This is a genomic window from Paenibacillus sp. FSL F4-0125, assembly GCF_038008565.1.
GTDB lineage: Bacteria > Bacillota > Bacilli > Paenibacillales > Paenibacillaceae > Paenibacillus_AQ.
The window spans coordinates 811,182-834,064 of the sequence record NZ_JBBOZJ010000001.1; the positions used below are offsets into that span (position 1 = coordinate 811,182).

The 22,883-nt window shown below is 40.6% G+C and carries 19 protein-coding genes; 15 read left to right on the forward strand and 4 right to left on the reverse strand.

Annotated elements, in window-relative coordinates; all coding sequences use genetic code 11:
• Positions 1-34 precede the first annotated feature (34 nt).
• The 13 genes from NST74_RS03570 (at position 35) to yaaA (ending at position 13,901) form a co-directional block, all read left to right on the forward strand.
• Positions 35-814 (forward strand): hypothetical protein, encoded by a 780-nt coding sequence (locus NST74_RS03570; RefSeq protein WP_341110418.1) that lies wholly within the window; start codon positions 35-37, stop codon positions 812-814.
• Positions 815-1,017: 203 nt separating this feature from the next.
• The gene (locus NST74_RS03575; protein ID WP_042124123.1) at positions 1,018-1,746 is read left to right on the forward strand and encodes a LytR/AlgR family response regulator transcription factor; all 729 of its coding nucleotides are present in this window, start codon (positions 1,018-1,020) and stop codon (positions 1,744-1,746) included.
• 653 nt (positions 1,747-2,399) lie between these two features.
• Complete coding sequence (locus NST74_RS03580; RefSeq protein WP_339302271.1) at positions 2,400-3,020, forward strand: ATP-binding protein; 621 nt, start codon at positions 2,400-2,402, stop codon at positions 3,018-3,020.
• Positions 3,021-3,214: 194 nt separating this feature from the next.
• Positions 3,215-4,600 carry a radical SAM/SPASM domain-containing protein gene (locus NST74_RS03585; RefSeq protein ID WP_341110419.1) on the forward strand — a complete coding sequence of 462 codons (1,386 nt, stop codon included), beginning with the start codon at positions 3,215-3,217 and terminating at the stop codon, positions 4,598-4,600.
• Positions 4,601-4,605: 5 nt separating this feature from the next.
• Positions 4,606-5,850 (forward strand): hypothetical protein, encoded by a 1,245-nt coding sequence (locus NST74_RS03590; RefSeq protein WP_341110421.1) that lies wholly within the window; start codon positions 4,606-4,608, stop codon positions 5,848-5,850.
• A complete protein-coding gene (locus NST74_RS03595; RefSeq protein WP_094869983.1) occupies positions 5,847-6,512 on the forward strand; it encodes an ABC transporter ATP-binding protein in 666 nt (221 codons plus the stop codon). Before NST74_RS03590 ends, NST74_RS03595 begins: the two co-directional genes overlap by 4 nt.
• The gene (locus tag NST74_RS03600; RefSeq protein WP_341110422.1) at positions 6,502-8,820 is read left to right on the forward strand and encodes an ABC transporter permease; all 2,319 of its coding nucleotides are present in this window, start codon (positions 6,502-6,504) and stop codon (positions 8,818-8,820) included. The genes NST74_RS03595 and NST74_RS03600 overlap by 11 nt, the downstream gene beginning before the upstream one ends.
• Positions 8,821-9,273: 453 nt before the next feature.
• Positions 9,274-9,567 carry a hypothetical protein gene (locus NST74_RS03605; RefSeq protein WP_042124136.1) on the forward strand — a complete coding sequence of 98 codons (294 nt, stop codon included), beginning with the start codon at positions 9,274-9,276 and terminating at the stop codon, positions 9,565-9,567.
• A 144-nt stretch (positions 9,568-9,711) separates the two neighbouring features.
• Positions 9,712-10,098 (forward strand): VOC family protein, encoded by a 387-nt coding sequence (locus NST74_RS03610; RefSeq protein WP_339289219.1) that lies wholly within the window; start codon positions 9,712-9,714, stop codon positions 10,096-10,098.
• Positions 10,099-10,133: 35 nt separating this feature from the next.
• Positions 10,134-11,009, forward strand: a complete 876-nt coding sequence (locus tag NST74_RS03615; protein ID WP_341110424.1) for an aminoglycoside phosphotransferase family protein — start codon at positions 10,134-10,136, stop codon at positions 11,007-11,009.
• Between the two features lie 192 nt (positions 11,010-11,201).
• Positions 11,202-12,758, forward strand: a complete 1,557-nt coding sequence (locus NST74_RS03620) for a glycosyltransferase family 39 protein (protein WP_341110425.1) — start codon at positions 11,202-11,204, stop codon at positions 12,756-12,758.
• A gap of 30 nt (positions 12,759-12,788) precedes the next feature.
• The gene (locus NST74_RS03625; protein WP_341110426.1) at positions 12,789-13,037 is read left to right on the forward strand and encodes a hypothetical protein; all 249 of its coding nucleotides are present in this window, start codon (positions 12,789-12,791) and stop codon (positions 13,035-13,037) included.
• 102 nt (positions 13,038-13,139) lie between these two features.
• Complete coding sequence (gene yaaA / locus NST74_RS03630; RefSeq protein WP_341110427.1) at positions 13,140-13,901, forward strand: peroxide stress protein YaaA; 762 nt, start codon at positions 13,140-13,142, stop codon at positions 13,899-13,901.
• Positions 13,902-14,112: 211 nt separating this feature from the next.
• On the opposite strand, the gene NST74_RS03635 is transcribed toward yaaA, so the two are convergent.
• Both NST74_RS03635 and NST74_RS03640 read right to left on the reverse strand, forming a co-directional pair.
• Positions 14,113-15,888 (reverse strand): ABC transporter ATP-binding protein, encoded by a 1,776-nt coding sequence (locus NST74_RS03635; protein ID WP_042124145.1) that lies wholly within the window; start codon positions 15,886-15,888, stop codon positions 14,113-14,115.
• Entirely contained in the window at positions 15,875-17,680 is a 1,806-nt protein-coding gene (locus tag NST74_RS03640; RefSeq protein ID WP_341110428.1) for an ABC transporter ATP-binding protein, read from the reverse strand. Before NST74_RS03640 ends, NST74_RS03635 begins: the two co-directional genes overlap by 14 nt.
• A gap of 238 nt (positions 17,681-17,918) precedes the next feature.
• Here NST74_RS03640 and NST74_RS03645 point away from each other — a divergent pair, with 238 nt between their 5' ends.
• Together NST74_RS03645 and NST74_RS03650 are read left to right on the forward strand one after the other, a co-directional pair.
• On the forward strand, positions 17,919-18,620 hold the full coding sequence (locus NST74_RS03645; RefSeq protein ID WP_042124149.1) for an ABC transporter ATP-binding protein: 702 nt from the start codon (positions 17,919-17,921) through the stop codon (positions 18,618-18,620).
• Between the two features lie 13 nt (positions 18,621-18,633).
• Positions 18,634-21,279 carry an FtsX-like permease family protein gene (locus tag NST74_RS03650; protein WP_341110429.1) on the forward strand — a complete coding sequence of 882 codons (2,646 nt, stop codon included), beginning with the start codon at positions 18,634-18,636 and terminating at the stop codon, positions 21,277-21,279.
• A gap of 120 nt (positions 21,280-21,399) precedes the next feature.
• Here NST74_RS03650 and NST74_RS03655 read toward each other — a convergent pair whose 3' ends face one another.
• The gene (locus tag NST74_RS03655; protein ID WP_341110430.1) at positions 21,400-21,858 is read right to left on the reverse strand and encodes an acetyltransferase; all 459 of its coding nucleotides are present in this window, start codon (positions 21,856-21,858) and stop codon (positions 21,400-21,402) included.
• 20 nt (positions 21,859-21,878) lie between these two features.
• On the reverse strand, positions 21,879-22,871 hold the full coding sequence (locus NST74_RS03660) for a DUF4003 family protein (protein WP_076300281.1): 993 nt from the start codon (positions 22,869-22,871) through the stop codon (positions 21,879-21,881).
• Positions 22,872-22,883 lie beyond the last annotated feature (12 nt).

A 22,883-nucleotide genomic window follows, 5' to 3' on the forward strand; every position in this document is an offset into this window, starting at 1 on the left:
TATCCGATGAAACTCTAGGAGGTGTTTTTTTATTATGAAAATAGGAAAGAGCATGCTCTCAAAGATGAACCTTATTAATGAAGTAGGCGCTCATGTTAATACAATCGATCAATTGTATACATCCAGCATCATTAATCGCAGAGGTAAGACAGCAGATGGCGAATTCTCCACAGAAGTAATTGCTGAAGAATTGCTGAGACTGGATATAAAAAATCGACTGAAAGAGATCAATGTAGTAGTAAGAGAGAAAGGGTATCGCGTGGCAACGCATAACGGGGTTGTTACTACCGGGCATAAGGAAGAGGACTCTAATCGAAAAGAAGAGCGAGTTGCCATCCAATTATTTAACTTGAGTCAAAGTGGTACAATATTCGATCATATTGGAAGGATTATCGACTATCAAGTCCCTTTAAAAAATATTAGGGCGGATAAAGGATTAGGCAAGATTGATTTAGTTTCTTTGGTGGATGATTGTATTGTTCTGATCGAATTTAAAATTAAAGAAAATCGAGAAACCCTCTTAAGATGTGTTCTTGAAATCGCGACATATTATCAGGTGCTGTCAAAGCCCAAGTTGTTGGAGAGTTATTCAAATGATTTTGGATCACCTAAACGCATAAAGAAAGCGGTTTTGATCGTTTTAGATTCCTTGCAATATAAGGAGATGTTAGAACTTCGTAATGGGGAAAGAAGGTACTTGGAAAAGCTTATGGATGCGCTGGAGGTCCAAGTGTTTTGTATGGATCCTGTAAGTTTCGAAGTGCAGACGGTGTTTATTCATGAGGGACTTTGTAATCCGAAATCTGAAGGATGAAGCTATACGGCTTCAGATTTACCGTTGGTTATGAAATAGTTTAGTAAGTATTTAGTAGACGACTTTGGTCGTCTTTTTTATTTTGCAAGGACTTCAGACCTACTTTGTTGAATTAATACTAATAAGGTAATATTTACATAACTATAGGCATATATTGAAATTTCAATTTCTTTATTTTATTTCAACAGAGGGAGTTTAGGGGAATGATAAGAATTTGTATTTGTGATGACGAGCAATTACATAGTTCCAAATTAGAGAAGATCATTATGGATAGTCTGGTCTTGTATCAAAACATAGAGTTAGATATTGATATTTATGAATCTGGAAAATCATTATTGAAAGCCTTAAATGCTAGAAACGAAGAGTATCAAATATTATTCTTAGATATTGAAATGGGGATTCTAAATGGAATTGAGGTCGCTAGGGAAATTAGAAAAATAGACAAAAATATGATTATCATTTATGTTACCAGCTATGACAATTACACTATGGAAAGCTTTGAAGTTTCACCTTTTCGATACATACTAAAACCTATACAAGAAGAACAAATAAGTAAAGTATTACTTCACGCAATTGATGAGGTCAGAAGGAATAACCAGTACTTATTCTTCAAAACTCAAAATCTTAACTATCAAATTAAAAGCGAGACGATTCTATCCATTTCCTCTGAGAAAGGTAGGATTATACATGTTGTAACCGTTAATGACGAATTTTCATTCTATGGCACAATAAAAGAGATTGAAGAAATGCTTGATCCATTATCTTTTATAAAAGTAAATCAAGGCACCATTTTAAATTTAAATTACATACATATTGTTTCAGGGACTGATATTATTCTCACCAATAAGGAAAGTTTTGCAATTAGTAGAGGGCAGAGGAAAATAGTTAAAGATGCCTATAACCATTTCATAAAAAGGAGGATTGGCTTTTGAGACATGTTGAGGTTATAAGCATTGCGGTTCTAGCTATTCTCTATACGCTTGTTCAGGTCACATCAATTTCTATTTATTTTAATGGATTTCTTAACCTCAGAATCTCAAAGTATAAATTCTATTCTTTAACCTTTCTTTCTATGGGAATCATAAAATTATTGTCTAGTGACACAAACGCTATGGTCAGGTTGCTTTTATTTGTTGTTCTTTTAAGTATCTGTATATTGTACTCATTCTACGGATCAATGGCTCGAAAGATTTACCACATTATCTTTTTTACGCTGATAACTACGCTTGCAGATTTAGCTCTGTCTATCATTACATATAATTATGATCAGAAATTTGAAGGCCAGTTATTTATTATGCTTGTCGTATATTTTAGTGCAAACTTTTTATCGTTGTTAATCGTATTGTTGTCAGCAAAGCTGCTGCTCTATTTTAGATCTGATAATGAGATCGGATTAAGTAATAAGGAATGTTTGTTATTAAGCATTGTTCCCTGTCTATCCTTATTGAGTATATATTGGATTTTCCAATATAAAGATATTAATCAATTCGTTCCTTGTATTTTCTTGTTAATTGTTAATGTATGCATCATGCTGATCTACAACAGTTTAGAAGGGAAAAATTTTCTTATACATAAGTACTCCATAATGGAGACACAAAATAAATATTACGAAGAGAGCTTAGAGAATCAAAGGGAAATGTCTAAGTTAAAACATGATCTGAAAAATATTTTATTAAATATAGCCTATGGATTGGAGAGAAAAAAAACAGACGAGGTAAAAGAGGAGCTACAGGAGTTATTAAAAACCAATGTATTCTCATATAGATTATTAACCGGATGTATACCCATCGATGCCATTCTTAATAGTAAGCTAGAACAAACCAAGAAGTATAATATAGAATGCACTTTAGACCTCCAAGTTCCTCATGATTTATTTATAGAGCATACCATTGATCTAGCGGCCATTTTAGGGAATCTTTTAGATAATGCTGTTGAAGCCGTACTTAGATTAACAGAAGAAATAAAAAAGGAAATTGAAATTAAAATAAAGTTTAGTGAAGGTAAATTATTCATAATCATTGTGAATTCGTCGAATCATGTGAATGTGGACTTCTCCTATGGGCGATTAATCTCTGAAAAAGGGAAAAATAGGTACGGCATTGGAATCAGCAGTATCAATGAACGAGTCAAAAAGTTAAAAGGATACTCAGACTTTTCATACGATGAGGGCTATTTTAATTCAATCGTAGTTTTACCAATTCCATAAGAACAAACGGTGGCGATTTCCCATTCATAATAATTGAATGGGAAATCGCCTTTTTGTTATGCAGATTACAACGAGTATTATGCCGATTACAACGAGCAACAAAAAAACAGAAAATATTGGTTTATGATTTCAGCATAAGGAATGAAATGTGACGAATAGTTCCCACTAATAAAAATGAAAAGTGAAATAGGAGGATGGAAAAATTGTATTTCACGGATAGAGTAATGGATTTCCAGCTTGATGATGAGAGTATCTTATTAATAAATACAATCTCTAGTGCATTTGACATTATTGATTCAGATACTTATGAACGGATTGAGGAAATGAAGAAGGGATATTCCAATTTTGATGATAAAGATGAGCTGATGCAAACTTTAATTAAGAGGGGCTACGTGTTTGAACAAAAAGAGAAAGAACAAGAATTCATAAGAAAGTATGCTGAGATACACCAAAAGTATATTGAAAAAAATCTGGTTCGCAGCTTTACCATTTGTCCCACGATGGGTTGCAATTTAAGATGTACCTATTGCTTTGAGGGGGACGAGAATCTAAGTAATAAAAAAGTAATGACTGAAGAACAACTAACTTTAATCCTTAATTATATTGATACTTGCATTACGGCACAAACAGAGATTGACACACCAAAAACATCGATTTCCTTGTTTGGAGGAGAGCCCTTGTTACCTCAAAACATGCCAATTGTACAAAAGACACTTGATTTTGCAAAAGCAAGGGACATCGAAGTGAGAATTGTAACGAATGGAACAACAATAAAATACTACAGTAAGCTTTTGAAAATGTATGATAATGTCATCATTCAGATCACCTTGGATGGTTCAAAGTCTATTCATGATGTCAGACGAATTGGAGTCAGTGGAAGAGGAACCTTTGATCTCATCGAATCAAGTATTGATTTACTGACTGAAATGAAAATAAAAACGCATTTGCGAACAAACATAAATCAAGATAATATCGATTCTTTAAGCGATTTGGTCCATTTTATCAAGGAAAAGAAATGGGTGGAATCAGGCTATGTATATCCTTATGTGGCACCAGTATTAGAATATTGTGACGGTTCGAACAACTCTATGAAAGAAAGTGAGTTATACTCCAGAGTTCTTGAAATCGAACCCACATTAGGATCTGAGGATTCGATTATTAAAATGGTTGTTTCTCCATGTGTGAATTACCTACAATCCTTCTTTGATTCAAATAATCAAATGAAACCTTGGAAGCTAAATTATTGTGAGGCTACTTCTGGTGGTAATTTAGTATTCTCTCCCGATGGAAATATTTCTACTTGCTTAATGCTAGCCGGTAAGGGGCATCATCAAATCGGATCCTATGACGGGGAAAGTGTAAAGCTTGATCCAAATCTTGAGGGAATGTGGAAAGATCGAACTATACTACGAATTCCACAATGCAAAGAATGCAAGTACGGTCTGATTTGTGGTGGGGGTTGTCCTATAGCAGCCATAGACATAAACCAGGATATTGATTGTCCTGTATGCAGTGATATTGAAGATACAATGAAAGCTTTTGTGAATACAAGAAAGCGTCAAATTCTACAAAAGGTGTGATGAGCATGGAGGGGCTGCTACAAGTAAAGCAATATGAAACTAGACAAGAGCTTGATGTAGACGGTAATAGCTTTTATATATTATCGTTTGATCAATCCAGCCATATCAAAGTATCACCTAGAGCAAAAGAAATCATTGATAAGTTAGATGGAACGAACAGTAATGAGGAGATTATTAATGATCTCAATGCAAAAGGTATTAGTATTACAGACAAGGAATTCGATTATTTTATTAAAAAATTTCTTGTTCCTAAAAATATGATGACAAATTCCTCTAACAAATCTGGTGAGAAAAAAAAAAGCTACCTTTGGTTACATCTTCCGATCATTGAGTCGTCGAAGTTCCGTGGACTATATTCAATACTGAAATATCTACTCTATAGTCGTTGGGTTGTTATCCCATTGCTGATCATTGTAAGTATTTGTGGAGTATTTTCGGTGATGCATCTTTCAAAATATCCAACGGATATTTTTAATAACCTGAACACTATTCTTGTTATTTTTTTAGTGTATCTCTCCATGTTTATTCATGAGCTGGGGCATGCAACAGCAGCTTATAAGTACGATGTTAACGTTGGAAAAATAGGTATCGGAATTTATTTAACCTATTTTGTGTTCTTTATTGATATGACAAATACCTGGCGTTTAGACAAAAACAAAAGAATTATCAATGATGTCAGTGGGATGTACTTTCAAGTACTCACTACAATTCCAATATTCGTGTGTTATATGATATCACATAATATTTCTTTACTTATCGGCATTGTTCTTATTCTAATGACGTCGGCGATGAACCTTGTACCATTCTTAAGAATGGATGGATACTGGCTGTTGTCGGATTATCTGAATGTTCAAAATATTCAGGTCAAAGCGTTTAAGTCAATCAAAGAGATGACTGTAGAATTAATAAATGCAAAGAGAGCAAGAAAAATGGATGAACACTATTCAATCAGTAAATCTGTATATGTGTATGGTATTTACAGTAGTGTATATGTACTTACTACATGTTTGATTATTCTGTCACTTCTGTACTCTGTCATGGGCTTAATTCAAAATCATGATTTGTTAATCAACAAATTTATATCCTTACAGCAAAATATAATACATGGAAATATATCTAATGTTTTAGTTGATCTAAATAACCTATTTATTCTGTTTATACCGGTGATTTTTGTTGTTAGCCTGTTGGCATCCTTCTTAAAAAGACTTTACCTCACTTTGAAAATTAAAGGAGGCTTGAAGGCACAATGATTGAGTGTGTAAATGTTAAAAAAGATTTTAGCACTGATAAAAATGTGCAGCATGTTCTAAAGGGAATTGATTTAACCATTGAGCAAGGTGACTTCATCACCATAATGGGGAAATCGGGAAGTGGAAAAACGAGTTTTTTAAATTGTATTTCATTGTTAACAGATGTAACAGAGGGTCAGATCTTAGTGGATGGAAGATCCATTGATACCAAGAATAGAAAAGAGATCGAACAGATCAGGCAAGATTACATTGGACTTGTATTTCAAAACTCAAATCTAATCCCTTGTTTGTCACCCTTAGAAAATTTGATTATTGCTATTCATGAAAATTTATCGTATGCAAAGAAAAAGAGTCGTGCAATGGAAATGCTAGAAAGAGTGGGATTAACAAGCAAACATAGTCATAAGACACCGACACTTTCTGGTGGGGAAATGCAAAGAGTCGCCATTGCGAGGGCCTTAATTAATAATCCCAAGATGATTCTATGTGATGAACCAACAGGAGCTTTAGACGCTGCCACCGGCAAAAGCATAATGGACTTCCTTCTAGAAGTAAGTGCTTCTTATAACAGCGCATTAGTGATAGTTACTCATGATCATTCCATTGGAAGTCTGGGTAAACGACAATATTTAATGAATGAGGGGTTGTTAAATGAAATATAGAGAATTATTTAAACTCTATAATCTTAAAAACCTAAACCAAAATAAATGGTCAATGTTTTTTATAGCCCTTTCAATCGTAATTACAATGACCGTTTCGCTTATTTTGCCTCAAATAAGAATGAGTAAGCAGGAATACATTAATCAGGCTATGCAAGAATCTAACCCTGCTGATCTTGTAGTCACACAATCTTTTCCTTCTAAGAGCTTTGATAAAGCTATAAGCGCATATGAGCAGGAAGGAATTCAAACCTCCTATGTTCATTCAGCCCCTGTCTATCTTAAAAATGAAAATAACCAAATGATGCTCTATCTTCTATCCGGTTACGAAAATTTATCCGAGGAAGAAGTTGTAATCTCTGAAGGATTGGCAAACAAGCAGCATTTAAATGTAGGGGATACAATCCATCTAATAGGAATTAAGGAACAAGACAAAGCCTTAAAGATCACGAGAATAGAATATCTCCCTATTGATGTTGTGGATGATGCCCAGGTTTCTGGTTATATCAAGACTAAAAATTTAGAATCCTCCTATCATTCTGACGCTGGATTAGTATTTATTTCTGGTAAATCCGGAGAGTTATTGAAACAAGAACTGCAAACCCTGGAGTCTGGTTATAAATACAAAACAATTGAAGATAGAAGAAATGAATTATTCTCAGACTTAGATAAACAGATTATGGCTTTGAATTTGATTAGTACAGTAGGGTACTTATTAGCAATCGCCGTGTTGATTAGTGGAATTACGATGTTGATTGTGAGAAGCCAAAAAGATATTGCTGCGTTCATGCTAATTCCTATCAAGATGAAGGACATTATTAAGGCAATGAAATTAGAGATCAATATCTTGATCTTTACCCCATTAATCTTGTCCGTTATTTTCAGCATTCCACTCGCAAAAATGATTTTAGCTGCGGAAAATATTAGTGTTAATTACACAGCCGCTTATATGATAAATATTCTTAAATTTGTAGTCTTTAATATTTTTGTATTCCTTTTGTACAGAAATATTGCACTAAAGTATATGGTCAATCTAGATCCTGTTCTTATTGTCAAAGGAGATCATGGTCTCCCTAAAAGGAATAGGCTAAGAAATTTTGGGATTATGCTATCTCTCCCAGTTGTCTTTTCCGTATATGCAGTTTTATTGGGTAGTGGTACATCCATGGCGAGTAACTTTATTTTATTAATTACGTTATGCGCTATTTTTATAGGGATATTACTGCTCATTGAGCTGATTACAAGACTTCCAGTATGGAAATATCATCGTAGTACCTTATATACATTTAAAGAAATTAAAAAAAATAAGCTCGTTTTTGTAATAGGGATTCTAAATTTAACCATGATGCTTTGGTTTATTCTAATAGGCTTTGGGTTAGCAAACACCTTAAAGGAATCTGTTGATATGGGGTATCAACAATCTTTACCCTATAACTATTTAATGAAGACAAGTGATGAAGAGGCTCTAAATCAGGTGTTGGTTAACTCCGGTGATATAAAGACATTCACGATAATGCACTATATGGATGCAAAGATAGAAAATGATGAGGTCTCCAACAAACAAGTTCGTATCAATGAAATTGACCAAAAGAACTATACCTCAAAATTTAAAATTACCGAGGGGCAAGATGTCTTTGAAGGAAATCCAAGAGAAATACTCATCTCAAAAGCATATGCAGACGCCTATAAAATCAATATTGGAAATACCCTAGAAATTACGAACGAAGAGAAAACTGTGAATTATAGAGTAAAGGGAACCTACGATTCTGCTGGTATCAATAATAATTGGATGTTGAAAGCTTCCGAAAATCAATATAGCGATACAATTTATTTGGTAAGAGCAATTGATGATGGATTCCTTAATGAAGTGAAGGATAGCTATATTGCTAACATGAATGTAGTTGGAGATTACCTGTTATCTAAAATGGATTCATTCTTAACTAGTTTTAAATATATCTGTTTTCTTTTCATCGTGGCAGCAGTCATATTTAACGTTAATTTACTTAGCTTAATGAATGATCTCAATAGAAAAGAGTATGCAATCATCAGGTCTTTAGGCATAGGTAAGAAAATTCTTGTGAAGCAATATATGATCAAAGCCATAATTAGCATAATATGTTCGCTTACGATGTCATTGGTTCTATTTTCTGTAGTTATATCCGTTGCTGTTTCAGCTATTTCTAAAGGAAATGCAATTATTGATGGAAGTATGTATGTATTTATCATTGTTATATCTGTTTTGTTTGTATTTGTAGGAAATATATCTCTTTTCAGTGGAAAATATAATGATTTAGAAGTGATTAGAGAATGAAACTAATTATTCATATGACAACTGCGACAACTATTGTTACTTTTCTACAGTAACTAAATAAATATGAATGTTATATGTGAATTCATTTATGCCATCAATTGTTTCCGCTAATTCAAAATGAAAGGAGTGGAAGGTAAATGCATTCTTTAAACGCCACAGAATCCCTTTGGACTGATGAATCCGTAGAAAATTTGGAAACGAGAGAAGAGTATGGTTGTTTCTGCTTCTCCATTTGTTTCTCACTATGCTTCTGTTTCTGTTTCTAATTTAAACTAAATATTTCTAACTGGTTAGGTTTTCTTGGTAACAATAGTTGTGATATTCGTTCAAAGTAATTAACCAGTTAGAAATATGAAGAAAGCAGTATGTTAGTACTTTTAAGCAGGAGCAAGGGGAGTAAACTTGAACCTGCTTAATTATTTTTTGGGGTGAAAAGTAAGGAGGGCGAAAGTTATGATTCCATTAGTTGTATTAGTTGTTGTATTTGCTTTATTGACTATAACGCTATCATGTTTATGGCTCTACAACGATTGTTTGTATCGAGGGATAAATCCTTGGATTTGGGTATTATTAATGATTGCGACCACTCCCATATTGGGATTCATTTTATATTCGCTTATCGGAAAAAGAGGAATATCAATTACGGGTAAGTCTATAAAGAATAAGTATATAGGATCTGCGGTTTTTATTACCATACTGTTGCTTATCTTTTCAAGTATCGGATTGGCATTTTATTCAGTGACATAAGTAGTACAGTTAGATTTAGCTGAGAGTGCTCTGTAGAGTTTCTACAGAGCTTTTTATTATTGTATAGTTCATTTCATTATTTTACCGGCTATGTTACTATGTCTACGATCTAAAAGGAATAATTTTGAATCGTAGGAGGGTTTTATGGAAATCGGTGCGATCACTTTTATTGTAAAAGACATGGAAAAGATGGTTACATTCTATCGGGATGTCATGAACATGGCTTTGGAATGGGATGGCGGCGTATTTACCGGGGTCCAGCTTAAGAGTGGTGTGTTCTTTAATTTATGCCAGCGGGATGCGCTTAGTATCTCAGGGCTAGGTTATCCTAACGGGTTGAATGGGACACTGGAGGTCTCATTTGGCGTTCCCTCGCCTGAGGAGGTCGACAAGGAATTTGATCGTCTGGTGACTGCCGGTGCAACGCCTATAAAAGAACCGATTTCGCAGCCTTACGGGTTGCGTGAAGCTGTTGTGGCTGACCCAGAAGGCAATTTGCTTGAGATCGTAGCGGGCATTCCAGAAAATTAATATCTGCGAACAACCGAGCGAAAGGAGGGACACTTTTGAGAACCCCTATAACTAATGTAAACTGGTTAGAACACCAAGAAATCATCATGCACGACTTACTCATTCAAGAAGCCACTTTAACCACCTATCCGATGGAGGATGGCTTTGAAGCTGAGGTTCTAAAGATCAGTTCAGGCCAGGAAAGCTTTGTTTTGAAAACATGGAGTAAGATCTCCAAACCAGATGTTCAGTTTCAATATCGATTATTGGAGGTCCTGTCCGAACGAGGAGTAGCCGTCTCTAAGCCAGTGGGCTGGGGGATTAATCCCGATGGGGATAAGGTGTTGTTAACAAGCTTTGACGGAACGCCAATTCTTAAAGTGAATGATAAGACAATGAAGAAGCTCGCGAGCATTTTAGCCAGAATTCATCAAATAGATATTGTTGAGCTTGAACATATACAACTACCTAAGTACGACTTCGTCGATTACTTTTTTCCTGAAGTGAGTGAGCACGCAGATCTTAAACAAGCACTGATTTCTCTAGTAAAGCAAACGCCAATGAAACAGGACCGTATCATTCATGGAGATTTTCACGTAGGAAATATAGTTGAGGAACAAGAGCAGTTTACGGTCATTGACTGGACGAACGGCCAGTTGGGAGACCCGAGATATGATTTTGCATGGTCATTTATTCTGCTGAAAATCCACCTATCTGAGCGATATGCCCGTTTGTTTCGTTCTGCTTATCTATTGGAGAATGACATGGAGCAGGAAGAGCTGGAGGTCTTTGAAGCATGGGCTTGTCTTAGGTGGATCTTGCTGAATAGACGAGGTAGTACACCTAAAGGACCTAATGTAACGAAGAGGGTAAAGAGTTTAATAGGAAGTAATCGATTCCTAAAGGATTTGGAATTCGTAGGGTTTAAATGATCTTTTCCGCAATGAATATTTAACAATACTGACCGCAACCCTTTGCATGGAGGGCGGTCTATTTGCGTTTGTTCACTGCGGGGGCCCGGCACCCCCAATTTTCATTGAATATTCAGTTTGGGTATTTATAATGCTTTTATGAAACAGAGGATGTGCTTGTATAGGACTTCGACTGAGAAAAGGAGGTTTTCCATGGTAAGGGCAATTCAAAAATCATTATATCTCATCTTTGCATTCTTCATTGGACTGTTTATCGCTTCCTCCTTTTTTATCCGAGCGAAATATAATTATTTCGTATATGGGGACACGCCAGTTTTGGAGAAGCAACAGCTGGGCCTTTTTATTCTAGGGATTGTGGCGGTGCTGGCGTTAAGCGTTATTTTGTATAAAATATGTCTGAAGCTTAATCCGTACAGTTGGAAAATCGTCATTCCATCCATATTACTGTGTTCTTTTGCTATTCAGATCGTGATCATTTTTCTGTTTCCCCGCTTGCCGACGGATGATTCGCAGACGGTGCTTTCACTGGCACTCGATATGCTGTACAGGAATGATTATTCAAGTTTTGATACGACGGGTTACTTGCATATGTTTCCGTTTAATTTCTCGATTGTTGTGTATTTAAAAACGTTACTACAGTTATTTCCGGATAATTATTTGGTGATCAAAATATTCAATATTCTATTTACACTCTTAACCTCGTTAATGATTTACCTGCTGTATAAAGAGCTCAATGAGAAGTCAAAGGATCGTGACTATGGCATTCTCGTGTTTGCTGCAACCTATATTCCTTCTTTGTTTATGAGTAATTTAATCTATAACGATGTGATTGCTACAGCCTTTCTAACAAGTGCTTTATATTTCGCTGTGAGATTTATAAAAAGAAAGTCCATAAAGGATATCCTCTTCGCAGCCATCCTTCTGGCAGTCGGCAACTATTTCCGAAGCATCGGTGTTATTGTTCTGATTGCTGTGGTGGTCAGTCTTTTGTTCAACATGCGTGCGATCGGGGTGAAAAAAGCTCTAAGCGCTTTGTTTATCACAATTTTATTGTTCAATACTCCGAGCTGGACGCAAAATGCTGTGTTGCAGGCGACGAGTGTTGTAGATGAACCGATTACTACAAATTCCGCACCTGTCTATATGTGGCTAAATATGGGGGTAAATCTGGAGACGTTTGGGTTCTGGGATAACTGGCAGAGCTATACGATCTATCAGCAGGAGGCAAATTATAATAAGGCAGAAAGTACGGAGCTATTTAAAGAGGAAATCAGTAATAAACTCTCCGAGGCGAGCCTAAGCGATTTAGTGAAAATGTATTATAAAAAGATCGTTTGGACCTGGACGGAAGGCACATACCAGATGGAACGATATGGGCTGGGAAATGACGGATCATCCAGTAACGGCGGAAGAATGGGCTTTGTCATGGACCGTTATAGCTACACTACCGCTGCAACAGATTTGTTTAAGGCGGACTCAAGTTACAGAAGCGGGCTGCTGTGGTTACTGTATATTCTGAATTTCCTGATGTATGTTTGTATACTCATTCGTTTAATCGGTGGAATAAGAGCGAAAAGATATGGGGAGTCCTCTTTGATTCTTGTGGTGCTAGGCTTTATTGGATTCTATCTGCTATGGGAGATTAAGTCTCGGTATATTTACCCGGTGTATCCGCTGCTGATCGTGTTATCCTACATGGGCTTTAAAGATGTATATGATTATATGTTAAAAAGATATTTTTCACGTTGACCATTTTTGCTCGGAAAGAGGGGTTCAAAGATGCGGATTAAGCGATATCTCGCTTTGCTCATAGCAGTGCTAAGTTGTTCCATGGTGCTCGTCTCTTGCGATGCCATCACCGCGCAGAAGATATCAAGTACAGATTCTGGTTCGAGGGCGAACGGGGGACAGGGCTTTAACGGTGGTCGGGGTAAAGATGGAGGTGTCTCTCCCGGCATGAATGGCGGGACAAGAAGAAATGGCAGCCAGGGTACGGATGGTGGTAGTGGGCAAAGCGGGCGGCAGTGAAAAATTTCATGAACTTGCCCCAAGCCTACGAAGATTAAGTGTGATAGGATAAAGTTACGTATAAATTCCCCGCGGGGGTAAGAAAAGAGAAAAGGGAGCATCATGAGAATCATTATATCGCCTGCCAAGAAGATGAAGATGGATACGGATTTTATGGATTGCCGCCAGCTGCCGCAATTCATAAGCGAGTCACAGACTCTTCTGGCCTTATTACAAAAGTTGAATTATGAAGAAGCCAAATCGCTATGGAAATGTAATGATGCCATCGCCACGCTAAATGTAGAGCGGATTCGGGAGATGGATGTAACACGGAATCTTACTCCGGCTATCTTTTCTTATGAGGGGATCCAGTATCAGTACATGGCACCTGGGGTACTTCAAATGGAGGAGCTCGAATATCTTCAGCAGCATTTACGGATATTGTCCGGGTTCTATGGAATCGTCCGGCCGTTTGACGGCGTTGTTCCGTACAGGCTGGAGATGCAGGCTAAGCTCAGCGGACCAGGTTTCAAATCTATCTACGAGTTCTGGAACAGGAAGCTGGCAGATCAGCTATTTTCGGAAACTGACATCATTCTGAATCTGGCCTCCAAGGAATACAGCAAGTGCATCTCCCCGTATGTTGTCGGAAACGTTCGAGTGATTAGTTGTGTATTCGGGCAGGAAATCGGCGGTAAGATCGTTGAGAGAGCGACTCTGGTCAAGATGGCCAGAGGTGAGATGGTACGCTTCATGGCTGAGCGGCAAATCACCTGTGTGGAGGATATCAAAGGCTTCGACGGGTTTGATTTCAGCTATGCGGATGAGCTGTCGGATGAGAGTACGTATGTGTTTATACAGAAAAAGAATGATGAGAGTAAGTAGTATACGATGGGTAATCTTGAAGACGGTTGAACGACCAGCTAGAGCCTGCAGAGCGTTTGAGGGTGTACAGAAATCACACGAATATTGCGGTTCGCTCACTTGCGCTAAATATTTGGACGGTAATAGATTAGTTTGCATATTTTTAAGAATATATAAACACCAAAAAAGCTCAGGCTGTAAATCGCCCTGAGCTTTTTTGGTGTTTATTGAGTTATGCTTCCATCTTCTGTGCCGTGTAGAGGCGGTAGTAAAGCCCCTTTTGTGCGATAAGCTCATCATGTGAGCCACTTTCCGCAATACCTTTATTAGATACATACATAATGCGGTCGCAGTTTTTTACGGTGGACAGGCGATGCGCGATAATGAACGAGGTACGTCCTTTAAGGAGCTCATTCAGACCTTTTTGCAGCAAACGTTCAGTCTTCGCATCGATCGATGAAGTGGCTTCATCTAGTATGAGAATTCTCGGATCAGCCAAGAGCGTTCTTGCGAACGAGATGAGCTGCCGCTGTCCTTGAGATAGCTTGGAGCCACGCTCGTTGACCTCTGTCAGGTAGCCTTGATCGAATTCACGGATGAATTCGTCGGCACAGACGGCTTTCGCTGCGGCGATTACTTCTTCCTCGGTGGCATCGAGTTTACCGTAACGAATATTGTCCAAGATCGTACCGGAGAAGATGAAACTGTCCTGTAGCATAATTCCCATTTGGCTGCGCAGAGACTTCAGTGTAACCTGCGAGATATCCTGATCGTCGATAAGAATCTTACCGCTGGAAATATTATAGAAGCGCGAGATCAGATTGACGACCGTAGTTTTGCCTGCACCTGTTGGTCCCACCAGAGCGATGCTTTCTCCCGCTTTGATCTTAAAGGAGATATTCTCCAGAATATTGAGTCCTGGGTCATAGGCAAAGGTTACATCATCGAAAGTGACATGGCCCTCTACAGGTCGCAGTGTCTTCGCGTCTGGAATATCACTGACGGTAACTGGCTCATCCAGCGTCTCAAAGATACGCTCAAGATAGGCAACGGCGTTGATGAAGTTATTGTACAGGTTCGAAAGATTCAGAATCGGCTGCCAGAAGCGGGCAGCGTAGCTGCTCATCGCCAGAATGACACCGAGGGTCATGTCTTGTGGACTAAGTGTTAGTAGACCTACAAGGAAAATCAATGATGTAACGATCGTAGACAAGTTGTCTACGGAGAACGGAATAAGCATGTTGTAACGTAGAGCCTTCATCCATTCTGTACGGAAATTACCCGCCAGACGTGTGAAGATTCCTTCGTTACGTTGTTCCCGGGAGAACATTTGCGTCACACCAATACCGCTGATGCTTTCTTGCAAATAGGCGTTCAGGTTGGAGCTCTTATTGGATACCGCTTGCCAAGCCCGGCGTTGCCGAGTTTTAATCAGCATCATGATGCCAAAGAATACCGGCAGTCCTGCAAGGATGACAAATGATAGACGTACGTCAACGGCGAACATGAAGGCTGCAATAAAGAGCAAATTCACGATTTCTAGAATAAAGTTGATAATACCGTTGGACAGTACATCGGAAACGGCGTTGACATAGTTTACGACCCGGATGAGAATCTTGCCCTGCGGCCGGTCGTCATAATATTTGAAGGGCAACTCTTGCAGATGCTTAAACAAATCTGTACGGATATCAAAAATAATATCCTGCCCAACACTCGTCATGATGCGTGATCGTATAGTAGCCAGATAAACACTGACCACGATGGTCAGAAGCATCAGTCCAGCCCAGCCCAGCAGCGCAAGCTTGGCTTTTGCCGGAATAGTTACGTCGATCACATGCTGCATGATCAGTGGAGCCGATAGGGATATAGCCGCTGAAAGCGCACTGAGTATAAATGCAACAATCATTGGCGTTTTCTTACGTTTGATGTATACCATCGCACGCCGGAAGTGTTTTATATTAAACGGCGATTCCAGATTCTCATCGACGTCGAATTTATTCCTTGCCACTTGCGGTCACCTGCCTTCCAATACCCTCGTTCTGCAGTTTAAACACATCGTAGTAGTAGCCCCGTTTCGCCAGTAGTTCGGCGTGGGTACCTTCTTCAACCAGCTTCCCGCCATCCAGAATGAGAATGCGGTCAGCCTGCGCGGTCGTAGATACACGCTGCGCGATAATAATCTTCGTGCAAGGGTAATCCAGCTCGCGTAGACTTTTCTGGATATGTTCCTCCGTCTCCAAATCGACAGCAGAGGTCGTATCATCCAGAATCAGGATCGGACGGCGTACGGCCAAGGCACGTGCTAAAGCGATACGCTGTTTTTGACCTCCGGATAGACCGACTCCGCGTTCCCCGACAACGGTATCATAACCTTCAGGCATTTTGGTAATGAAGTCGTGTGCGGCCGCGAGCTCGGCATAGCCTTTTGCATCTTCTTCCGGAAGATCAGGATCGCCATAGGCGATGTTTCCATCAATAGTATCAGAGAACAAGAGTACATCTTGGGTCGCCATACCAATATTATCGCGGAGCTCATCGAGCTCTAGCTTTCGGACATCAACGCCGTCGACAAGTACGCGCCCCTCGGCTACATCATAGAATCGAGGAATCAGATTGATGATTGTTGTTTTGCCAGATCCGGTTGAGCCCATGATTGCTATAGTTTCACCAGGTTCAACGGTAAAGCTAACATCGTCAAGTACGATAGCGCTGTCATATTTGAAACGAACATGATCGAACTCAATACGGCCTTCGTAACGGCGTTTAGTAGTGGACTTATGCTCATTTATAATATTTGGCTTGGCGTAATAGATATCAACAATTTTGGATAAGCTCGCAAAAAAGCGTTGAATATCGTTGATAATAATACCGATGTTACGCATAGGGTTGGATACAGCCCAGATCAGCGACGAGAAAGCCGTGAATTCACCGAAGGTGATCCGGCCGTTCATTAGGAACAAACCACCCACCAACATAAGAATTACGTTGAAGCCCTGAGCGAAGGATTCCAGATAAGGAAAGTAATCAAGCCATACAAGGGCGGCCTTTTTGTTCGCCGTGGAATAGTTGACATTCTTCTCTGTGAATTTTTGGACCTCGAACTCCTCGCGGGCAAAAGCCTTAACCACACGGTTTCCTGAAATATTCTCCTGAGTTGTCGTGTTAAGCTGGGACAACCGCTCACGCAGGTCGATATACATAGGACGAACGCGTTTAGCAAATATGTAAGCCACAATAAAAATGGGCGGTGACAGGATTAGCATCCACAACGTCAGCTGAGCATCTATAGTGAAAAAATAGATAACAGCGGCGATGAAGATCGTTAGCGATTCAATGATCGTTTTGAAAATCCATGCCATCGAGTGCCGTACCATATCCAGATCCCCGGTCATCTTGGTCATGAGATCGCCGGTTCGGTTATGGTCGTAATAGTCTCTGTCCTGTCCTTGAATCTTGTTGTACAAAAAAATACGGATATTGTACATCATGTTTTGCGAGGACTTTTCATACTGCATGGTTGTAAAATAAGCAAGTCCTGTACGCAGTAGAGAAAATCCAATCATGCCTAGGCAGAGCATAATTAATAATTGCCGTTCTTGTGTAAGATTCTGCAGGGCATTGTCACCCGCAATAAACGTATCGACAATGCGCTGACTGATGTACGGGTTCACGATCGTAAGACTTGAGCCCACCACCGAGAGGCAGAGCGCCAGAATATACCGTGTCCGGTTCCCCTCTAAGTTCTGCCAAAGCCATTTCAGTTCGAACATCTGATCACCTGTTTCTGTTTGTTCTTTCACTCTTGCCTGAAAAGAATGAATAAATCAAGGTGATTATAACACTATCAAATGACTAAGTATCGTTTACGGAAAAATTTCCTTGTTACATTATTGTTACAAAAAAATGAACTTATTAATGATGTGAATTTTACCTTGCGTAATGAGGGTTTACCATTCGGGCTTGGGCGTTCTAATTATGATAAACTGAAACAATGTAAAGTAATTAGGCTTGGTTTGGATAGAGACAGGAGGATGAGGAATGAGCTTTGTTGCTGTAAAAGGGGAGTACAAGCGTTACAAAATGGGTGAAAGTGTGATTGTTGCCAACGACGGAATTGATTTCGAGATAAATAAAGGTGAGTTTGCAGTGATTGTCGGTCCCAGCGGTGCAGGTAAATCGACGGTGCTTAATATTCTTGGCGGGATGGATTCTGCCGACGAAGGCCAGGTCATTGTAGACGGTACGGACATAGCCAAGTTCAGTGCCAAGGAGTTGACAGGCTACCGCCGCAATGATGTGGGTTTTGTGTTCCAGTTCTACAACTTAGTGCCGAATCTTACTACGCTAGAGAATGTTGAGCTTGCTTCTCAGATTTCCCCGCGTGCACTAGATGCGCGTAAGGTGCTGGAGGATGTGGGACTGGGCGCGCGGCTGGATAATTTTCCGGCTCAGCTGTCTGGTGGCGAGCAGCAGCGTGTCGCTATTGCCAGAGCGCTAGCTAAACAGCCGAAGCTGCTCCTATGCGATGAGCCAACAGGTGCACTAGACTACAATACCGGCAAGCAAGTGCTCAAGTTGCTTCAGGATACCTGCCGCAATACAGGGACGACAGTCATTGTAATCACGCATAATCTGGCGATTGCGCCAATGGCAGACCGGGTTATTGAGATTAACAATGCTAAGGTACGGAAGATGGTAACCAATCCTTCGCCAGTTTCTGTTGAAGATATCGAATGGTAAGGAGAAGTCACCTATGAAAAAGCGAGCGTTGTGGAAAGATATTTTTCGCGAAATTAGGCACACGAAAGCCCGGTTTATTTCGATATTTGCAATCATTATGCTGGGTGTTAGTTTTTTTTCCGGCATCAAGTCAGCCGGTCCAGATATGTTGGATACAGCCGGAACCTTTTACCAAGAGACGAGACTGATGGATTTGAAGGTGCAGACCAACTATGGTCTGACCGAAGAGAACATAGATCTGCTGAGTGATGTACCGGGCATGGACGAAGTCCAGCCGGGTTACAGCGCAGATGTATTCAGTGGCGATAATGCATTGATACTCAAAGTTCATTCTTACAATTCAGATAAACCTCTTAACCAGTACAGCATAATTGAAGGTCGTCTTCCGGAGAATTCCGGAGAAATGGTATTGGATGACAAGCTGGTCGAAAAGTATGCACTAGGTGACAAGGTAACGTTCAGCGGAGCTGGAACGGATGCGGAATTGACCAACAACTTCGAAACCCTTGATTATACCGTAGTGGGCTTTGTGAGAAGCCCACAATTTATAGAGAAGAGTGCCCGGGGCACCAGCGGAATTGGTAAAGGGACGGCGGATGCATTCGCAGCAATCCCGGAGTCAGATTTTAAGCTCCCGGTCTATACGGAAGCCTATCTATCCTTCAAGGATACAATCGGAGTGAAGGCTTATTCACCAGCGTATGAGGAATTGATCGAACAGCATACCAAGGCAGTAGAGCAGGCGCTATCTGGCGTACCGGAAGCGCGTCTTACTGAGATGCGTGCGGAAGGTGAGAAAGAGTTGTCCAGTGGACGTGACAAGGTAGCCGCCGCCGAGCAGCAGCTCGCTGACTTAAAGCGCCAGCCAGAGGCGGTGCAGCAGGAACAAGCTGTAAATATGAAAGCCATTGCGGATGGACTGGTTGCAGCCAAAGCGGAATTGGCTGCAGGGGAGCAAAAGCTTGCAGAGCTAGCGCTTCCCAAGATCTATATCACTGACAGAAACGCCAATCCGGGATATGCCGAATATAAAGACAACGCTGACCGGTTGTCGGCAATTGCGAGCGCGTTCCCGGTATTCTTTTTCCTGATTGCTGCACTGGTCAGTCTGACAACTATGACCCGCATGGTCGAGGAACACCGCCTGCAGATCGGGACACTTAAAGCGCTCGGCTATGGCAACCGTGACATTATGGCCAAATTCTTGGTTTATGGTACGCTTGCCAGCTTGGCGGCTTCGGTTGCAGGGCTTGCCCTAGGTTTTACCATGTTTCCGACCATTATCTATAATGCGTACAGTTCGCTTTATAATCTGCCGGATCTTATCAAAAGCTTCTATCCGTCATATTCCATCATTTCTATTATAGTGGCGCTAATCTGTACAACATTGACAGCTTGGATTGCCGCGCGGGTAGAGTTACGCAGCAACGCTTCCGTATTGATGCGTCCGAAGGCGCCAAAGAGCGGGCAGCGGATTTTGCTGGAGAGAGTTACGTTTGTATGGAAACGACTAAGCTTTGTTCAAAAGGTTACCGCACGGAATTTATTCCGCTACAAGCAGCGGATGTTCATGACTGTGTTCGGAGTGGCCGGCTGTACGGCGTTGATCCTGACCGGGTTTGGTCTCAAAGACTCGATTGGCAGCATTGCACCTCAGCAGTTCGGTACGATCATGAAATATGATGCACTTGTGGCGCTGCATGAAGATGCGTCTGCGGATGCACGGGATGCCTATGAGCAATTGATCACTGGCGAGTCCAGCATAACCGGATCATTAAGTGTGGCACAGGAAACGATGAAAGCGCACAGCAGTGGTGTGAATGATCAGGATGTGCATCTGTTCATCCCTGCATCTGTTGATGCTATATCCGATTATGTGGAGCTGCGGGATCGAGTAAGTGGAGAAAAACGCATGCTTTCGGACGAGGGCGCTATAATCTCGGAGAAGCTGGCTAAATTATACGGGCTTGAGCCCGGTGACCTGTTGAGTGTGGTGGACAAGGATAACGAGACATTCAAGATTAAGGTGGCAGGGATTACAGAGAACTATGTAATGCACTATGTCTATATGACACCTGCTTATTATTCTTCCGTATTTGGACAAGAACCGGTGTTCAACACAGAGCTGCTGAACTATACCACGCACGATAAAGCATGGGAGGACAAGTTCGGAGAGAAGCTGACAGACAATGAAGGAGTGGCTGCGGTCAGCTTTTCAAGCAGCGTAGGCACTGCCTTTGACGACACCATGAAGAGTATGGACGTTGTAACCCTGGTGCTCATTGTATCGGCTGCTGCTCTTGCATTTGTTGTCCTCTACAATTTAACTAATATCAATGTCTCTGAACGGATCAGAGAACTATCAACCATCAAGGTATTGGGATTTTATGATAAGGAAGTAACGTTGTATATTTACCGCGAGAATTTGCTGCTAAGCTTACTCGGCATTGTTGCCGGATCGGGTCTTGGCATTATATTGCACAGCTTCGTCTTGAATACAGCTGAGCTGGATGCGACGATGTTCGCGCCGATCATCAAGTGGCCAAGCTATGTGTATGCCGCACTGTTAACACTGCTGTTCTCAGGCATAGTCATGGCATTCATGCACATTAAGCTCAAACGGATTCATATGATTGAGGCGTTGAAATCGGTAGAATAAGCGCAGCGTCCACACCAAAAACTAAAGTTGATCCTGCTTAAACACAAAGGACCGCATCGAACAGCCATTGTTATGGCTGCTCGATGCGGTCTCTTTTGATTTGAGTGGCGACGTAATCTTCTAACGTGAGTCGATCGATAACTCCATATGCAAGATAGGAAATGGATTACCTTGTTCATCCAGTGCAGAACGCTCAAAAACTTCAAAACCCATATGCTCATAGAAACCTAAGGCCTGCGGATTTTGTTCATTTACATCGACGTAATGTACGTCTAGAGTCTGTATGGCATGAGTAACGAGCGATTTACCGATGCCTTTTCCCATTGTAGCAGGTTCTACGAACAGCATTTCAATCTTGTTATCCTGAACTCCTATGAAGCCAAGGGATTGGTCATGCTCATCTATAAAAGTAAGTAGATGATTTATATGCTCCAAACCCTGTAGAACCAGTGGACGCAACGCATCAATGTCCTGTTCAGACAAGAATTGATGCGTATGCCGCACGGATGATTCCCAAATATTCAGTAGACGGTATAAACATTCTTCATTCCTATTGGTGATGAGTTGTATTGAGTTCATGTCTTCCCTCGCATTTCCACTTAATTCGAAGAAGATGAAGCTGCAGCCGCAGCCGACGCAGCCGCAGCCCCAGCAAGAGCAGCCTGCTGTGCGATCACAATATTAGTGATGCTGGTGGAGAGCATCGAGGTTACAATGCCGCTTTGCACATCCTCTACATATTTGAAAGCTACCAGCGCAGCTGACAACAGTAGCAATTCCTGCTTTACAATGGACCAGCTGCCAAAGCCTTTTTTGGTACGCAGTAATTCGAAGGTCTCTGAGACTTCCGTAACCATGTCCTTATTGTTGGAGGAGAGCAAAGTAAGCACGCCCAGCGAAGAAAGGGTATATTCCTTATCTAACCGGATGCCATGTGCACGGAACGCATCTCGTAATGCCAGTACACGATCCGCTGCTTCAGAAGCTTCTTTTCCAAGAACCAGTACCTGTGTCAGAGCTTGGACACTGTTCCCCGACATAAATTCAGGCTTTAGTGTAGTGTATAGCTGCTCCATCCGGTCGATGCCGCTGTCCACGTCGATATCGGAAAGGCCGAGCATGGCAGAGAAGATGTAATCATCATGTCCGGTAAGGAAACGGTGCTTCGCTTTCATACTATCGTAAAACATCTTTGCGCGTTCAACCGTACGCTGATACTGATCTGTTGTCGTATTAGCGGCGATTTGATAAGCGGCAACGACGAGATAATCAGAGGCTCTAAATTTGACGTCCTTCAATAAGTCATACACGGTCAGCGTATTTGCAAGCTGTTGTTCCTTGTCAGCAGAAAGAGAGAGCATAGTAGCAATACTGATTGCCGAGTTTCCCCTAAACGAAGAAAACATTCCGGTATTTTCTTTAATAAGCTCGTGGCTCGCACGAATCGCATCCTCATCTGCACTTTTATTCTCTGCTGTGTACAGTAACCCCGCCAAACGGCTAACCATTGCATTATGCCAAGGAAAAGCCTTTTTGATCCTCTGTGCGTTCTCTGCGAACAATTCAACCCTTGCTGCATACTGCTCGTTCATTGGATACACCCC

What these genes read in the sequence shown, in the direction of transcription:
- NST74_RS03570 (WP_341110418.1), top strand. Translation starts at nt 35, where the DNA reads ATGAAAATAGGAAAGAGCATGCTCTCAAAGATGAACCTTATTAATGAA.
- NST74_RS03575 (WP_042124123.1), top strand. Translation starts at nt 1,018, where the DNA reads ATGATAAGAATTTGTATTTGTGATGACGAGCAATTACATAGTTCCAAA.
- NST74_RS03580 (WP_339302271.1), top strand. Translation starts at nt 2,400, where the DNA reads ATGGAGACACAAAATAAATATTACGAAGAGAGCTTAGAGAATCAAAGG.
- NST74_RS03585 (WP_341110419.1), top strand. Translation starts at nt 3,215, where the DNA reads ATGGAAAAATTGTATTTCACGGATAGAGTAATGGATTTCCAGCTTGAT.
- NST74_RS03590 (WP_341110421.1), top strand. Translation starts at nt 4,606, where the DNA reads ATGGAGGGGCTGCTACAAGTAAAGCAATATGAAACTAGACAAGAGCTT.
- NST74_RS03595 (WP_094869983.1), top strand. Translation starts at nt 5,847, where the DNA reads ATGATTGAGTGTGTAAATGTTAAAAAAGATTTTAGCACTGATAAAAAT.
- NST74_RS03600 (WP_341110422.1), top strand. Translation starts at nt 6,502, where the DNA reads ATGAAATATAGAGAATTATTTAAACTCTATAATCTTAAAAACCTAAAC.
- NST74_RS03605 (WP_042124136.1), top strand. Translation starts at nt 9,274, where the DNA reads ATGATTCCATTAGTTGTATTAGTTGTTGTATTTGCTTTATTGACTATA.
- NST74_RS03610 (WP_339289219.1), top strand. Translation starts at nt 9,712, where the DNA reads ATGGAAATCGGTGCGATCACTTTTATTGTAAAAGACATGGAAAAGATG.
- NST74_RS03620 (WP_341110425.1), top strand. Translation starts at nt 11,202, where the DNA reads ATGGTAAGGGCAATTCAAAAATCATTATATCTCATCTTTGCATTCTTC.
- NST74_RS03625 (WP_341110426.1), top strand. Translation starts at nt 12,789, where the DNA reads ATGCGGATTAAGCGATATCTCGCTTTGCTCATAGCAGTGCTAAGTTGT.
- yaaA (WP_341110427.1), top strand. Translation starts at nt 13,140, where the DNA reads ATGAGAATCATTATATCGCCTGCCAAGAAGATGAAGATGGATACGGAT.
- NST74_RS03645 (WP_042124149.1), top strand. Translation starts at nt 17,919, where the DNA reads ATGAGCTTTGTTGCTGTAAAAGGGGAGTACAAGCGTTACAAAATGGGT.
- NST74_RS03650 (WP_341110429.1), top strand. Translation starts at nt 18,634, where the DNA reads ATGAAAAAGCGAGCGTTGTGGAAAGATATTTTTCGCGAAATTAGGCAC.
- NST74_RS03655 (WP_341110430.1), bottom strand. Translation starts at nt 21,858, where the DNA reads ATGAACTCAATACAACTCATCACCAATAGGAATGAAGAATGTTTATAC.
- NST74_RS03660 (WP_076300281.1), bottom strand. Translation starts at nt 22,871, where the DNA reads ATGAACGAGCAGTATGCAGCAAGGGTTGAATTGTTCGCAGAGAACGCA.